Raw genomic sequence first — 14,720 nt, forward strand, 5'->3', positions numbered from 1 at the left:
CCTAACCGAACGGATAGCGACTTAATGCGTCTCGCCACGTTCACGGGCAATCGCGCGATAGCCGATGTCTTTGCGGTAGAAGCAGCCTTTCCAGCTGATTTTCGCGGCCAGCTTGTAGGCCTGTTGCTGCGCGGCGTCGACACTGGCGCCCATCGCCGTGGCACACAGCACGCGGCCACCGGCGGTTACGACCTTGCCGTCGTGGAGCGCGGTGCCCGCATGGAACACCTTGCCTTCCAGCGTCGCCGCCGCGTCCAGGCCTTCAATCACATCGCCCTTGGCGTAGTCGGCAGGGTAACCACCGGCCGCCAGCACAATGCCGACGCTCGGACGTGGGTCCCACTGCGCTTCAACCTTGTCCAGGGCCTGGGCCAGTGCAGCTTCCACCAGCAGCACCAGGCTCGATTGCAGACGCAGCATCACCGGTTGGGTTTCCGGGTCGCCGAAGCGGCAGTTGAACTCGATGACTTTCGGGTTACCGGCCTTGTCGATCATCAGACCGGCATAGAGGAAACCGGTGTACACGTTGCCTTCGTCGGCCATGCCACGCACGGTTGGCCAGATCACCAGGTCCATTACGCGTTTGTGCACTTCGCTGGTGACCACCGGGGCGGGGGAGTAAGCCCCCATGCCGCCAGTGTTCGGGCCGCTGTCGCCGTCGCCGACGCGCTTGTGGTCCTGGCTGGTGGCCATCGGCAGGACGTTCTTGCCGTCGACCATCACGATAAAGCTGGCTTCTTCGCCGTCGAGGAACTCTTCGATGACCACGCGCGAACCGGCTTCACCGAAGGCGTTGCCGGCGAGCATATCGCGCACGGCGTCTTCGGCTTCCGGCAGGGTCATGGCGACGATCACGCCTTTGCCCGCAGCCAGGCCGTCGGCCTTGATCACGATCGGTGCGCCTTTTTCACGCAGATAAGCCAGGGCCGGCTCGATCTCGGTGAAGTTCTGGTAGTCGGCGGTCGGGATCTTGTGGCGCGCCAGGAAATCCTTGGTGAACGCTTTGGAACCTTCCAGTTGGGCCGCGCCGGCGGTCGGGCCGAAGCAATCCAGGCCGCGGCTGCGGAACAGGTCGACGACGCCGGCAACCAGCGGCACTTCCGGACCGACGATGGTCAGGGAAACGTTTTTCTCGGCGAAATCCGCCAGTTGCTCCAGCGCCAGCACGTCGATGGCGACGTTTTCGCACTTGGCTTCAATGGCGGTGCCGGCGTTGCCGGGGGCGACGAAGACTTTCTGGACACGTGGGTCCTGGGCAACTTTCCAGGCCAGGGCGTGTTCACGGCCACCGCTGCCAATGATCAAAACATTCATTTCAAAAACCTCTGAGAAACGCTGTGCTTTCCTGTAGGAGCGAGCTTGCTCGCGAAGGTCGTCAACGATAACGAGGGAAACCTGACACCTCGTGGCGTTTTTGAGTTTTTCGCGAGCAAGCTCGCTCCTACAGTCGGGAAGCGGTGCTGTTTAGTGACGGAAGTGGCGCATGCCGGTGAAGACCATGGCGATGCCGGCTTCGTCAGCAGCAGCAATCACTTCGGCATCACGCATCGAGCCGCCTGGCTGGATCACCGCAGTGACGCCGGCCTTGGCCGCGTTGTCCAGGCCGTCGCGGAACGGGAAGAACGCATCGGACGCCATCACCGAGCCCGCAACCTGCAGACCGGCGTGTTCAGCCTTGATCGCGGCGATACGCGCCGAGTTTACGCGGCTCATCTGGCCGGCGCCGACACCGATGGTTTGGCGGTTTTTGGCGTAGACGATGGCGTTGGACTTAACGTACTTGGCCACTTTCCAGGCGAAGATCAGGTCGTTGATTTCCTGCTCGGTCGGGGCGCGCTTGGTCACCACTTTCAGATCGGCGCTGCTGATCATGCCGATGTCGCGGCTTTGCACCAGCAGGCCGCCGTTGACGCGCTTGTAGTCCCAGGCAGCGGCACGTTCAGCCGACCACTCACCGCAGGCCAGCAGGCGCACGTTGGCTTTGGCGGCGACGATGGCGCGGGCTTCTTCGCTGACGGACGGGGCGATAATCACTTCGACGAACTGACGCTCGACGATGGCCTTGGCGGTCTCGGCGTCGAGTTCGCGGTTGAAGGCGATGATGCCGCCGAAGGCCGATTCGGTGTCGGTGGCGTAGGCCAGTTCGTAGGCCTGGCGGATACCGCCTTCAGCGTCCGGGCTCACGGCCACGCCGCATGGGTTGGCGTGTTTGACGATCACGCAGGCTGGCTTGACGAAGCTCTTCACGCATTCCAGCGCGGCGTCGGTATCGGCCACGTTGTTGTAGGACAGTTCTTTGCCTTGCAGTTGGGTCGCGGTGGCGATGCCCACTTCGGCCGGCTTGGCTTCCACGTAGAACGCCGCACTCTGGTGCGGGTTCTCGCCGTAGCGCATTTCCTGGGCCTTGATGAACTGGCTGTTGAAGGTCCGTGGGAACTGGCTGCGGCCTTCTGTGCTGAGGGTCTCGGCGGCCTGGTTCACGGTGCCCATGTAGTTGGCGATCATGCCGTCATAGGCGGCGGTGTGTTCGAACGCCTTGAGCATCAGGTCGAAACGCTGGGCGTAGGTCAGGCCACCGGCTTGCAGGCTTTCAAGCACCTGGGCGTAGTCGCTGGCGTTGACCACGATGGCCACGTCTTTGTGGTTCTTGGCGGCCGAGCGAACCATGGTCGGGCCGCCGATATCGATGTTTTCGATGGCGGTCGGCAGGTCGCAGCCCGGCTTGTTGATGGTGGCTTCGAACGGGTAGAGGTTCACCGCCACCAGATCGATCGGCTTGATGCCGTGCTCGTTCATGATGGCGTCGTCGATGCCGCGACGGCCGAGGATGCCACCGTGGATTTTCGGGTGCAGGGTCTTGACCCGACCGTCCATCATTTCTGCGAAACCGGTGTAGTCCGCGACTTCTACTGCGGCCACGCCGTTGTCTCGCAGCAGTTTGAAGGTCCCGCCCGTGGAGAGGATTTCCACACCCAGGGCTTCCAGCCCCCGGGCAAATTCGAGAACCCCGGTCTTGTCGGAGACACTGATCAAGGCGCGGCGGATCGGCAGGCGGGTGGTCTGGTCGGTCATTTCAATTTCCATCAAAAGCAAAGGAGTCAGCAAAAAAGGCGACCGGTTTTACGCGGGCGCCTTTCTGGTCGGATTGAATGCTTACAGCAAATCGTATTGTTTGAGCTTTTTGCGCAAGGTGCCACGGTTCAGACCCAGCAGTTCACTGGCTTTGGTCTGGTTACCCTTGACGTAGTTCATCACGCTTTCGAGCAAGGGCGCCTCGACTTCGGAGAGCACGAGGTTGTACACGTCCGTGACGGAAGCGCCCTCAAGGTGGGCGAAATAATTGTGCAGCGCCTTCTCGACACTCCCGCGAAGGGTCTGGCCTTCTTCGCTCGGCGTGTTGAGGTGCTGTTTCAAATTGACGTTGTCGCTCACGGGTGTTGTTCCACTCACTAAAGTCTCGGTCATCGTCGTCATGCGGCCACCCCTTCTCCGTCCCCTGTCACCAGGCTCTTGTCACGCTCGCTGAAGTACTCTCGAACGGTGGCGACCTGTGCTTGCGTATCATCCAAACGATTGAACTGGGCGCGAAACTCCCTGGCGCCCGGCAGGGTTGCGAGATACCAGCCGACATGCTTGCGAGCAATACGTACTCCCATCACGTCTCCATAGAAGGCGTGCAGGGCGGCCAGATGCTCTAGCAGAATACGTTCCACCTCGATCAACCCCGGTGCCGGCAGGAGCTCGCCGGTACGCAGAAAATGCTCGATTTCACGAAAAATCCACGGCCGCCCCTGGGCGGCCCGGCCAATCAACAGGCCATCGGCGCCGGTCGCGTGCAGTACGCGCCGGGCTTTCTCGGCTGAGTCGATATCGCCATTGGCAAATACCGGCATCGACACAGCCTGCTTGATCGCGGCAATGGTGTCGTACTCGGCTTCACCGGTGTAAAGATCGGCGCGGGTGCGGCCATGCACCGCCAGCGCTGAAATACCCGCCTGTTCGGCGATCTTCGCCACCGTCAGGCCATTCTTGTTGTCCCGGTCCCAACCGGTACGAATCTTCAGGGTGACCGGTACATTCACTGCGGCGACAACGGCCTGCAGGATCTCGGTGACCAACTGTTCATCCTTCAGCAGCGCGGAACCGGCGGCCTTGTTACAGACCTTCTTGGCCGGGCAGCCCATGTTGATATCAATGATCTGCGCGCCCAGCTCCACGTTGGCCCGGGCCGCCTGCGCCAGCATCTGTGCATCGCCACCGGCGATCTGCACCGAGCGGGGCTCGGGATCACCTTCGTGGATCATGCGCAGCCGCGATTTGCGGGTGTTCCACAAGCTCATGTCGCTGGTGACCATTTCCGAGACTACTAGACCCGCGCCCAAACGCTTGCACAGCTGACGAAAGGGCTGGTCGGTGACCCCCGCCATTGGGGCGAGAATCAAGCCATTGTGCAATGTGTATGGGCCGATGCGTACCGCCGACATAGGACTTCCCTGTTGTGGGGCCGGATCATTAGAGTTCGAAAAAGGGTTGGCATGATACCCGCTCTCGATGACTGGATAAAGGCTGAATTGGATAAAATCTGAACAGTTATTTCTTTATCGCCGCTGGTTTGGTTGCCGGCGGTCCGGTCAATAATCTGCCGTCAAACCTCGGTGACCGAGCCGATTCACTCAGGCGAATGGAAGCTCAGGCTGTAATTCACGGCTTTGTTGCCGGGGTCGAGGATGTCCAGCGAGATATGGATCGGCGTCTGCGACGGCATTTCGCTGACCCCGGCCAGCTCACCGCTCAGGTACTCGGCGGGCTTGAAGCGACGACTGGCGATCAGGCTGCCGTTCAGGTCGGCAAACCGCAACTCCAGCAGCGGGAACGGCTGGGAGAACGTCGCACGGTTATAGATGATGGCATCCACTACCAGCGCGCCGGCGAATTCCGGGTGGCTGCGCACCACCAGGTTGCTGCTCTTGATGTGCGCGATATCGACCCGTGATGGCACCGTGCAGCCCAGTGTCGGGCACAGTTGCTGGAACCACGGGCGATAGGCGTCCTGGCGCGCCAGGTCGTCGAACTGGTAGGCAATGTACTGGCCAGCGAGGCCGGCGGCGGCGATCAGCACCAGCAGCAGCCAGATCAGGCGGCGGCCCCAGCTCGACGGGCGTTTGCCCGAGTACAAGTGCAGCGGGTCATCTTCGAGGTCCTGCAACAGGTCGTCGTGGGCGCTGGCGGCGGTGCGCGAGCGCTTGCGGCCGGACAGGGGGCGCTCGTCGGGTTCCGGTTCGTCGGCTTCGTCGCTGACAGCGCTCACGGGCGGGTCGGGTTGCTCGTCCTCATTGGCGGGCGTGGCGCGCAGTGGTGGTTCATCGTCGATGTCGTCGGTACCGAGAGACATCGACGGCTCGGTGCGCTGTTTGGTCGCAGAGGGATTTGCCGGTTCAGGTTCGTCTTCGGGCGCCTTGGCGCGTTCTTCAGGCGGTTCGCTGAACAGGCTGGCGGCCCATTTTTCTTCCTCGGCCTTGATCGTGTCGCGGCTGGCGCTGAGGGCTTCTTCCTTTTTGCGCCGGTCGGCGCCTTGACGGCGTTCCGCACCCTGCGGCTGGGTGTGCTGAATCTCGCGGCGTTCCAGCTTGGCCAGTTCTTCGTCCAGGTCCAGGTTGTCCAGGTCCAGCTCTTGGGCTGTCCACTGCTTCTGGCTGATTGCCCGGGGCGTCTCGGCGGCGTGTTCCGCTGTGGCCGGCTGTTCAGGCTTCTGCGCTTGCGCGTGGGCGCGCTGCTCCAGCAACTGGCGCGCGGCGTTGAACACTTGCAGGCACGAGCCGCAGCGCACGACGCCGCGTGCCACGTTCAACTGAGCGTGGCTGACGCGAAAGCGCGTTTGGCAATGTGGGCACTGGGTGACGAAACTGTCGGTCATGCGGCCATCCGATTCAGGCAAGCGCTCATTCTAGCGCCGACGCCCGCTGATGCGTACCCAGCCATCACGATTGGCGATCGGGTCGAGCTCGAAATCCTGGGCATAGGCGGCGGCAACGTCGTCACCCTGTTCGGCGAGGATGCCCGACAGTGCCAGGCGGCCACCCGGCTTGACCAGGCTCGACAACTGCGGCGCCAGGGCCACCAGCGGACCGGCGAGGATATTGGCCACCAGCACATCGGCCTGCACCTGGGGCAATTGCTCCGGCAGGTACAGTGGGAATTTGCTTTCAGCAATGTGGTTGCGCCCGGCGTTATCGCGGGAGGCTTCCAGGGCTTGTACGTCGATATCGGTGCCGACGGCTTCCTTGGCGCCCAACAACAGGGCGGCAATCGCCAGGATCCCCGAGCCGCAGCCGAAGTCCAGCACGTTGCAATCGTTCAGGTCCTGGCCGTCCAGCCATTCTAGGCACAGCGCGGTGGTCGGGTGCGTGCCGGTGCCAAACGCCAGACCCGGGTCCAGCAGCAGGTTGACCGCCTCTGGTTCAGGCGCGGCATGCCAGCTCGGGACGATCCACAGGCGCTGGCCGAAACGCATCGGCTGGAAATTGTCCATCCAGCTGCGTTCCCAGTCCTGGTCTTCGATGATTTCGCTGTGGTGCTCGGGCAGCGGGGCGCCGGTGAGCAGTTCCATATGGGCCAGGACGCTGGCGGCATCGGTGCCGTCTTCGAACAGGGCCAGCAAGTGGGTGTGGGACCACAGCGGGGTGGTGTTGAGTTCCGGCTCGAAGATCGGCTGGTCTTCGGCGTCCATGAAGGTCACCGAGACGGCGCCCACTTCAAGGAAAGCGTCTTCGTAGGTTTCGGCTTGTTCTGGGCTGATGGCGAGACGGACTTGCAGCCAAGGCATGGCGGGCACCTTTGAAAAAATGAGTGTGCAGCGGGGAGGGGCTGCGAAAGCGCGCAAGTTTACGCGAGCGTGGAGAAGAAGACGACTGTACTGACAGTGCGCCGACCAAATGTGGGAGGGGGCAAGCCCCCTCCCACATTTGGTCGGCGTACATCTTCAAAATGGAGGGGCCACAAACAACCAAGCCGCCCGAAGGCGGCTTGGTTGGGTGGAGCACTTACTGGTTGGCCAGTTTGTGTTCCAGATAGTGAATGTTCACACCACCTTCGCAGAAGCCTTCATCGCGGACCAGATCCCGATGCAGCGGGATGTTGGTCTTGATGCCGTCGACCACGATTTCGTCCAGGGCGTTACGCATGCGGGCCATGGCCTCGTCGCGGGTGGCGCCCCAGGTGATCAGCTTGCCGATCAGCGAGTCGTAGTTGGACGGAACCTTGTAGCCGCTGTACAGGTGCGAATCGACGCGAACGCCGTTGCCGCCCGGAGCATGGAAATGCTTGACCAGGCCTGGACTCGGGATAAAGGTTTTCGGGTCTTCGGCGTTGATCCGGCACTCCAGGGAGTGGCCGTGGATCTTCACGTCGTCCTGGGTGAAGGACAGCTCGTTACCGGCGGCGATGCTCAGCATCTCCTTGACGATATCGATACCGGTGACCATCTCCGAAACCGGGTGCTCTACCTGCACGCGAGTGTTCATCTCGATGAAGTAGAAACGACCGTTCTCGTAGAGGAACTCGAAGGTCCCGGCGCCACGGTAGTTGATGTCGATGCACGCCTTGACACAACGCGCCAGCACTTCCTGGCGGGCTTTCTCGTCGAGGCCCGGTGCCGGTGCTTCTTCCAATACCTTCTGGTGACGACGTTGCAGCGAGCAATCGCGGTCGCCGAGGTGGATGGCGTGGCCCTGGCCGTCGGACAGCACCTGCACTTCCACGTGACGTGGGTTGGTCAGGTACTTTTCCAGGTAGACCATCGGGTTGCCGAACCAGGCAGCCGCTTCGGAGCGAGTCTGCCTGGCGGCTTCGATCAGGTCTTCTTCTTTATGCACCACGCGCATGCCGCGACCACCGCCGCCGCCTGCGGCCTTGATGATCACCGGGTAACCGACTTCGCGACCAATGCGCAGAGCGGTTGTCTCGTCTTCAGGCAGCGGGCCGTCGGAACCGGGAACGGTTGGCACGCCGGCTTCGATCATGGCGTCCTTGGCTGAGACCTTGTCGCCCATCAGGCGAATGGTCTCGGCTTTCGGGCCGATGAAGGCAAACCCGGATTTTTCCACCTGTTCGGCGAAATCGGCGTTTTCCGCGAGGAAGCCGTAGCCTGGGTGAATGCCGTCAGCGCCGGTCACTTCTGCGGCGGCGATGATGTTCGAGACTTTCAGGTACGAGTTCGTGGCCAGTGGCGGGCCGATGCAGATGCTTTCGTCCGCCAGTTTCACGTGCATCAGTTCGGTATCGGCCGTCGAGTAAACAGCGACGGTCTTGATGCCCTCTTCCTTACAGGCGCGCAGGATACGCAGCGCGATCTCGCCGCGGTTGGCGATCAGGACTTTTTGCAGTTTCTTCGCAGGTTTCAACATCGAAGGCGCTCCGCGGTTCAAACGATGGTGAACAGCGGCTGGTCGTACTCAACCGGCTGACCGTTTTCTACCAGAATGGATTCGATGACACCGGCTTTTTCGGCCGTGATGTGGTTCATCATTTTCATCGCTTCCACGATGCAAATGGTGTCGCCCACTTTCACGGTCTTGCCGACTTCAACGAAGGCTGGCGAACCCGGTGCCGGGGTGCGGTAGAACGTACCGACCATTGGCGACTTGGCCACGAAGCCATTCAGCACAGGCGCGGCCGGGGCGGCAGGCGCTGCGGCAGCAGGTGCTGCGGCCGGAGCAGCAGGTGCCGGGGCTTGCATCTGTGGCGCGTAGAACTGCTGGGCCGGGGTCTTGCTGTGACGGCTGATCCGGACGGACTCTTCGCCTTCCTTGATTTCCAGCTCGTCGATGCCGGACTCTTCCAGCAGTTCGATCAGTTTCTTAACTTTACGGATATCCATGAATCATCAACTCCCAAGGGTCGGTCAGGGGCGCTTGGCCGGTTGTTCAATGTGTTCCAGGGCGGCCTCCAGGGCCAGTCGGTAACCGCTGGCGCCAAGGCCGCAGATCACACCTACCGCTACGTCGGAGAAGTAGGAGTGATGGCGGAAAGGTTCGCGTTTGTGCACGTTCGACAAATGCACTTCGATGAATGGGATGCTCACCGCCAGCAGCGCGTCACGTAATGCAACACTTGTGTGCGTAAAAGCGGCGGGATTGATCAGGATAAAGTCCACGCCTTCGCCGCGCGCGGCGTGGATGCGATCAATCAATTCGTACTCGGCATTGCTTTGCAGGTACAGCAGATGGTGGCCGGCTTCACGGGCCCGTCGCTCCAGATCGAGGTTGATCTGTTCCAGGGTCACTGCCCCGTAGACGCCCGGTTCGCGGGTGCCGAGCAGGTTCAGGTTGGGTCCGTGAAGAACCAGTAAGGTCGCCATCGGCTGTTCCTTGTTATTGATGTGGGTACGGCAGAACCCGGCGACTATGCCGCAAAGTCTTTATGACTGTCCAGTTCTATGCAGTAGGCTGCACGATTAGCGAGGATTGCGCAAAGTATGTGACCAAGTCGCCCGGTCTGGTCATTGGCAACACGATTTTGAAAACACAGGAGGTCAAATGTGGGAGGGGGCTTGCCCCCGATCGCGGTGTGCCAGTCTCAATATCTGCAACTGATCCACCGCTATCGGGGGCAAGCCCCCTCCCACATTGGTTCTTCGCATGGCGCTGGATCGGGTCAGACGCGGAAGGCCTGGACGGCAGTGTTGAGTTGGCCGCCCAGCACCAACAGGTGTTCACCCTGGCTGCGGCCCTGGCCGATGCGCAGCAGGTTGTCCTCACCTAGCTGATGAATCCGTTCGCTGTTATCGCGAATCTCACTCACCGCACCACTCTGCTGCGCGGTCACATCGGCGATGCGCACGGCGGTGTCGGAAATGGTCTGTATTGCCCCGACGATTTCATCCAGCGCACCGTCGGCCGCCTGTGCTTGCTGGGCGGTGGCTTCGGCGTGTTCGACCTGTGCGCGCATGCCTTCTACCGACTGGCGGGCAGCGGTTTGCAGGCCGGCGATCAGGCCCTGGATTTCGGCGGTGGCGCCTGCGGTGCGTTGGGCCAGGGAGCGCACTTCGTCGGCAACCACGGCGAAACCACGCCCGGCTTCCCCGGCGCGGGCGGCTTCAATGGCCGCGTTGAGCGCCAGCAGGTTGGTCTGGTCGGCGATCGAGCGAATCACCGTCAACACGCCGCCGATGGTCGCGGACTCTTCGGCGAGTTTCTCTATCATCTGTGCGTTTTGCTGCACTTCGCCCACCAGCGCATGCAGCCCGGTCAGGCTCAGGCCGATCACCCGCTGGCCTTGTTCCACCGCCTGGCCCGCGCTGCGGCTGGCGCCAGCGGCCTGGCTGGCGTCGCCGGCCACCTGCTGGATGGTTGCTTCCAGTTCGCCCAGCGAATCGCGGATCTGTGCGGTGTCCCCGGCCTGACGCTCGGCGCCGTCGTGCAGGCCGCTGCTCAACTCGGCCAGGGCGCGGCTGCTGCCCGCCACTTCCTCGGCATTGCCGCGAATGGTGCCCACCAAGTCCACCAGATAGGCGCGCAGGCGGTTGAGGGAGGCTTCGATGTCGCGCAGTTCGCGGTTGGTCTTGCCCAGGGCAATCGGCTGGCTGAAGTCGCCTTCGGCCCAGGTCGACAGGGCCGGTGCCAGGTTGGTCAGCACCCGCGCCAGGCGCCGTTGCAGAGTATCGATCAGCAGCGCGATCAGCAGGATCAGACCGATCATCACCCCTTGCATCAGGCGCACTTCGCCCTGGATCGCGGCGTGTTGCCCACGCACGACCGGCTCCAGGCCTGCGATGGCCTGTTGCACGGCGGCGATTTTCAGTTGGGTGCCGGCGGCCAGGTTGGCGCGCTGCTGGATTTGCTCGCGGGTGCGCTTGAGTTCGGCCGGGTAGCGGGTCAGCAGGCTGTTGAGTTCGCGCTTGAGGTCGACGCCGGTGTCTTGTGTTTCGGCTTTTTCGCTGTTTTCCAGGCCCATCAGTGCCGAAAAGTCATCGGTGTTCGAGCCGGCGCTGGCCTTGACCCCGAGTAAGGGCAGTTGCTCCAGCAGGTCGGCCTGGCCACGCATATTGGCGACTTCGCGCTCCACATCGTCCGCCAGTTCCGCCCGCCCGCTGCTCACCAGCTTGTCGCGGGCCAGGGACAGCTTGCCCAGGTGCTGCGAGGCCGCCAGCAGCGGCGGCAGGTAGCGCGCCGCGTCGGGCGAATTGACCCCGCTGGCGTACTGGCTCAGTTGCTCCAGGTTCGCGCCCAATTCGCGCTCGGCTTGCAGCAGCAGCGCTTGCGGGTCGCCGGCCAATTTGCCGGCGGCGAGCAGGTCGGTTTTGCTGAAGGTATCGAGTTCCTTCAGGCTGGGGCGCAGGCTTTGCGCGAGGTCGGCAGGCAATTCATCCAAGTGCTGCAGCAGGCTTTCCAGGCTCTGGCTGGCGCTGCTCAAGCGCAGGGCGTCGCCGCTGGTCAGGTAGTCGTCGATATTGCGTGCGGCCTGGTTCTGGAAGGTCTGCGACAACCCCAGGTAGCGTTCCATCAACAAGTAAGGCCGCTCCAGCGCGCGTTGCGACCACCAGAGCGTCGCCCCGAGTGCCAGGCACACGGCCACCAGCAGGAGGGTATTGAGATTGGTCAGCAGCTTCAGGCGCATGCGTGGTTTCAACCGACAGCAAAAGTTAAGTGCCTGAAGTTATTGCGTTTCCATTACAAAGTTATGACGGAATCACTGGATTCCGGTGAAAAGATGGCACTTTGCTTTGATGTGCGTGCGGCTTGAACGCGATTGCGTCCGGCATCCTTGGCGCGGTACAGCGCCTCGTCCGCAAGGGTGGCCATCATCAGGCTGTCGGAATCGTCGCACAGCTCCACCAGCCCGGCGCTGAAGGTGCACCACAGGTCATGCGGTTGGGCCGGGTAGTGAATTTCGGCAAAGCGCCCACGAATCTCATCCAGCACCTTGCAGGCCGATTCCAGGTCGGTATCGGGCATCACAATCGCAAACTCTTCACCGCCGTAGCGGCCGATGTAGTCGGTCTTGCGCAAGCGCTGTTTGAGAAACAACGCCAGGCTCTTGATCACCCGGTCGCCCATGGGGTGGCCGTGGCTGTCGTTGACCCGCTTGAAGTGGTCGATGTCGAGCATCGCAAAGCTCAACGGCTTGTTCTCGCGGCGTGCGCGGAAGCTGCAGTCTTCGAGCAGTTGCAGGATATGGGTGTGGTTGTACAGGCCGGTCAGGCTGTCGCGCACCATCCGCGCCTTGAGGTTGCGCGCACGGGCCGCGCGGTTGCGCACGGTGGTGATCAGGTGGCGCGGCTTGATCGGCTTGGTGAGGAAGTCGTCGCCGCCTTCGCTCATGGCGTCCAGCTGTTTATCCAGGTCGTCCTCGGCCGACAGGTAGATGATCGGCACGCTGACGTAACGGTCGTTGTGACGAATCACCTTGGCCAGTTCGGTGCCGGTACAGGCGGGCATGTACATGTCGAGGATGATCAGGTCGGGCTGGAAATCCGCCAGCTCGGCCATGGCCTTGATCGGCTCGATCAGCGTGCGGGTGATGATGCCGGCACTGTTGAGCAGGCGCTCGGTGTGCAGCGCCTGCGCCCGTGAGTCATCGATGATCAGCACTTTATAGGGGTCGTACTGCGCAACGCAGGTCAGCACTTCGATCTTTTCCAGCAGGCTCGAGGCTTCCAGCGTGCCGGTCAGGAATTCTTCGCCGCCGGCGCGCACGGCGGCGAGGCGGGTCGGGGTGTCGGTTTCATGCAGGCTGAAAAACAGCAGCGGCAGCTTTTGCTCCAGGCCTTCCTGGGCCTCGGCGGCCAGTTGGAGGCCCAGGCCCGGGCCGCAGAAGTCCACGTCCATCACAATCGCCGACGGCAGGCGCTCGGCCATCGCCACACGATATGCCTCGACGCTGTCCAGAGAGTGGGCGCTCAAGCCAAAGAATTCCAGTTGCTTGGCCAGGCGCTCTGCGCGATCGTGATCGGCCAGCATCACGTAGATCGGCTTGCGCATCGGCGGCAGGAAGGTTTGCTCGAGCTGGTCGCCCTGGCGCAGGCCGGTGCGGGACAGGCGTTGCATCAGGCGGTTGATTTCGGTGATCAGTTGGCTGCTCAGGCGGCCGCGATTGGCGTCCACCGCTTTGAGCGACTCACCGATATGCCGCGCCAGTTGGCCGTGTTCGGGCTGTTCGAAGCGTTCGGCGAAGCGCAGCAGTCGCAGGTTGGCTTCGCTGAGTTCGGAGAAGTCGGCGTCGGACCATTCGCTGCGCTGCAGGCGCTGCCAGATCTCAAGAATTTGACGTGCCTGATGAATTACCCGCTGGGCAAAGTGCTGCTTGAGACGCTCACGGCTGGGGTCTTCTGGCTCGGTCATATCCTGACTACTAGTGAAGGTGCGTACTGAGGTCGACTAATGGCTCTATGCTAGCACCTCTTTTCGGTTCGATGAGTGTCATACGTCAATTAACTGCGTATCCCTGGCATTCAGTTATTGACTCATTGGTCGCACAGCGAAAAAAACCTGCATCCTTTATAGTCGGATGCCCTCAGGTACGCCCATTGGATGACGGCTGTTCGATGAAAAGCCCCGCATTGACGGGCACGATGGGGTAGGGTTGCTGTCGGAGTGTTTGAACGCACGCCGTCGATTTGAAGTGCATGAACTCAAGTGATTGAAAGGATATCGCTATGCTGGACTGGAAAAACCGTGCAGGCAGTGCCAAAGGCCCCGCCCCTGAACCCAAGTCGGCCAATCGCAGCTATTTGCGTAGCATGCTGATGAGCCGAGCGGTGCTCAGCGTACTCGGCTTGTATCTGTTGGTCACCGGTACTTTGGGTTGGTACTGGAGCGAAGAGCCGGCGCTGTTCCCGGTCCAGCAGAACGCCCAGCTTGCCGCCGAAAAGGAAGGCAAGCAGATGGTGCTGGGTTACACCACCGTGGAAACCCTCAAGACCGTGGCCGGCACCTTGCTGAACAAGCCTGGTGGCTATATTTCCAACGACCGTTTCCCGCCGGGCCTGTGGATGGACAACATGCCGAGCTGGGAATACGGCGTGCTGGTGCAGGTGCGCGACCTGACCCGTGCCTTGCGTAAGGACTTCGCCCGTTCCCAGTCGCAGTCGGCAGAAGATGCCGACCTGGCCAAGGCCGAGCCGCGCTTCAACTTCGACAACAAAAGCTGGGTGCTGCCTTCCAGCGAGTCGGAGTACCAGGAAGGCATCAACTCCCTGAGCCGCTATGAAGCGCGCCTGTCCGACCCGAACCAGCGCGGCGCCCTGTTCTATGCGCGCGCCGACAACCTCAACAACTGGCTGGGCGATGTCGCCACACGCCTGGGTTCGTTGTCGCAACGTCTGTCGGCCAGTGTCGGTCGGGTCAAGCTGAATACCTCGCTGAAAACCGAAGCGCTGGCGCCGGGCGAAGTGCCGCAGCTCGATGAAGAAGTGGTGGAAACCCCATGGATGCAGATCGACAACGTGTTCTACGAAGCCCGTGGCCAGGCCTGGGCCTTGTCCCACCTGTTGCGCGCTATCGAAGTCGACTTTGCCGACGTGCTGGCCAAGAAAAACGCTACGGTCAGCGTGCGCCAGATCATTCGTGAGCTGGAGGCTTCGCAAGAGCCGGTCTGGAGCCCGATGATCCTCAACGGCAGCGGCTTTGGCATACTGGCCAACCACTCGTTGGTGATGGCCAACTACATTTCCCGGGCCAACGCGGCCGTGATCGACTTGCGTCAGCTCCTTAACCAAGGGTGAT

At 61.9% G+C, this 14,720-nt stretch carries 12 protein-coding genes and 1 pseudogene; 2 read left to right on the forward strand and 11 right to left on the reverse strand.

Annotation, left to right across the window (positions count from 1 at the left end):
• Window positions 1-21: 21 nt before the first annotated feature.
• Window positions 22-1,314, reverse strand: coding sequence for a phosphoribosylamine--glycine ligase (purD, locus tag U5A08_RS03025; RefSeq protein ID WP_253393195.1), 1,293 nt, complete (start codon window positions 1,312-1,314; stop codon window positions 22-24).
• 21 nt (window positions 1,315-1,335) lie between these two features.
• On the opposite strand from purD, the pseudogene U5A08_RS03030 reads away from it, so the two are divergent.
• Window positions 1,336-1,449 (forward strand): annotated as a pseudogene (locus tag U5A08_RS03030) (outer membrane lipoprotein carrier protein LolA); the annotation flags it as partial.
• A gap of 15 nt (window positions 1,450-1,464) precedes the next feature.
• Here the strand turns inward: U5A08_RS03030 and purH are convergent.
• The 10 genes from purH to U5A08_RS03080 form a co-directional block, all read right to left on the reverse strand.
• Window positions 1,465-3,072, reverse strand: coding sequence for a bifunctional phosphoribosylaminoimidazolecarboxamide formyltransferase/IMP cyclohydrolase (gene purH / locus U5A08_RS03035; RefSeq protein WP_321850215.1), 1,608 nt, complete (start codon window positions 3,070-3,072; stop codon window positions 1,465-1,467).
• A gap of 81 nt (window positions 3,073-3,153) precedes the next feature.
• Window positions 3,154-3,474: a DNA-binding transcriptional regulator Fis gene (gene fis, locus U5A08_RS03040; protein WP_043049474.1), complete on the reverse strand. Its 321-nt coding sequence runs from the start codon at window positions 3,472-3,474 to the stop codon at window positions 3,154-3,156.
• Window positions 3,471-4,484 (reverse strand): tRNA dihydrouridine synthase DusB, encoded by a 1,014-nt coding sequence (gene dusB / locus U5A08_RS03045; RefSeq protein ID WP_253393197.1) that lies wholly within the window; start codon window positions 4,482-4,484, stop codon window positions 3,471-3,473. Before dusB ends, fis begins: the two co-directional genes overlap by 4 nt.
• 185 nt (window positions 4,485-4,669) lie before the next feature.
• Window positions 4,670-5,914 (reverse strand): DUF3426 domain-containing protein, encoded by a 1,245-nt coding sequence (locus U5A08_RS03050; RefSeq protein ID WP_253393198.1) that lies wholly within the window; start codon window positions 5,912-5,914, stop codon window positions 4,670-4,672.
• 30 nt (window positions 5,915-5,944) lie between these two features.
• Complete coding sequence (gene prmA, locus U5A08_RS03055) at window positions 5,945-6,823, reverse strand: 50S ribosomal protein L11 methyltransferase (RefSeq protein WP_247408069.1); 879 nt, start codon at window positions 6,821-6,823, stop codon at window positions 5,945-5,947.
• A 217-nt stretch (window positions 6,824-7,040) separates the two neighbouring features.
• Entirely contained in the window at window positions 7,041-8,402 is a 1,362-nt protein-coding gene (accC, locus tag U5A08_RS03060) for an acetyl-CoA carboxylase biotin carboxylase subunit (protein WP_253393199.1), read from the reverse strand.
• 17 nt (window positions 8,403-8,419) lie between these two features.
• Window positions 8,420-8,875 (reverse strand): acetyl-CoA carboxylase biotin carboxyl carrier protein, encoded by a 456-nt coding sequence (accB, locus tag U5A08_RS03065; protein ID WP_253393200.1) that lies wholly within the window; start codon window positions 8,873-8,875, stop codon window positions 8,420-8,422.
• A 24-nt stretch (window positions 8,876-8,899) separates the two neighbouring features.
• Entirely contained in the window at window positions 8,900-9,355 is a 456-nt protein-coding gene (gene aroQ / locus U5A08_RS03070) for a type II 3-dehydroquinate dehydratase (protein ID WP_247408687.1), read from the reverse strand.
• 296 nt (window positions 9,356-9,651) lie between these two features.
• A complete protein-coding gene (locus tag U5A08_RS03075; RefSeq protein ID WP_321850217.1) occupies window positions 9,652-11,613 on the reverse strand; it encodes a methyl-accepting chemotaxis protein in 1,962 nt (653 codons plus the stop codon).
• Window positions 11,614-11,666: 53 nt separating this feature from the next.
• Window positions 11,667-13,337: a GGDEF domain-containing response regulator gene (locus tag U5A08_RS03080; protein ID WP_321850218.1), complete on the reverse strand. Its 1,671-nt coding sequence runs from the start codon at window positions 13,335-13,337 to the stop codon at window positions 11,667-11,669.
• A gap of 398 nt (window positions 13,338-13,735) precedes the next feature.
• Here U5A08_RS03080 and U5A08_RS03085 point away from each other — a divergent pair, with 398 nt between their 5' ends.
• The gene (locus U5A08_RS03085; protein WP_425262841.1) at window positions 13,736-14,719 is read left to right on the forward strand and encodes a DUF2333 family protein; all 984 of its coding nucleotides are present in this window, start codon (window positions 13,736-13,738) and stop codon (window positions 14,717-14,719) included.
• The last annotated feature ends 1 nt before the right edge of the window (window position 14,720 follow it).

Origin of the sequence: Pseudomonas paraveronii (genome assembly GCF_963681955.1) — a bacterium.
Taxonomy (GTDB): domain Bacteria; phylum Pseudomonadota; class Gammaproteobacteria; order Pseudomonadales; family Pseudomonadaceae; genus Aquipseudomonas; species Aquipseudomonas paraveronii.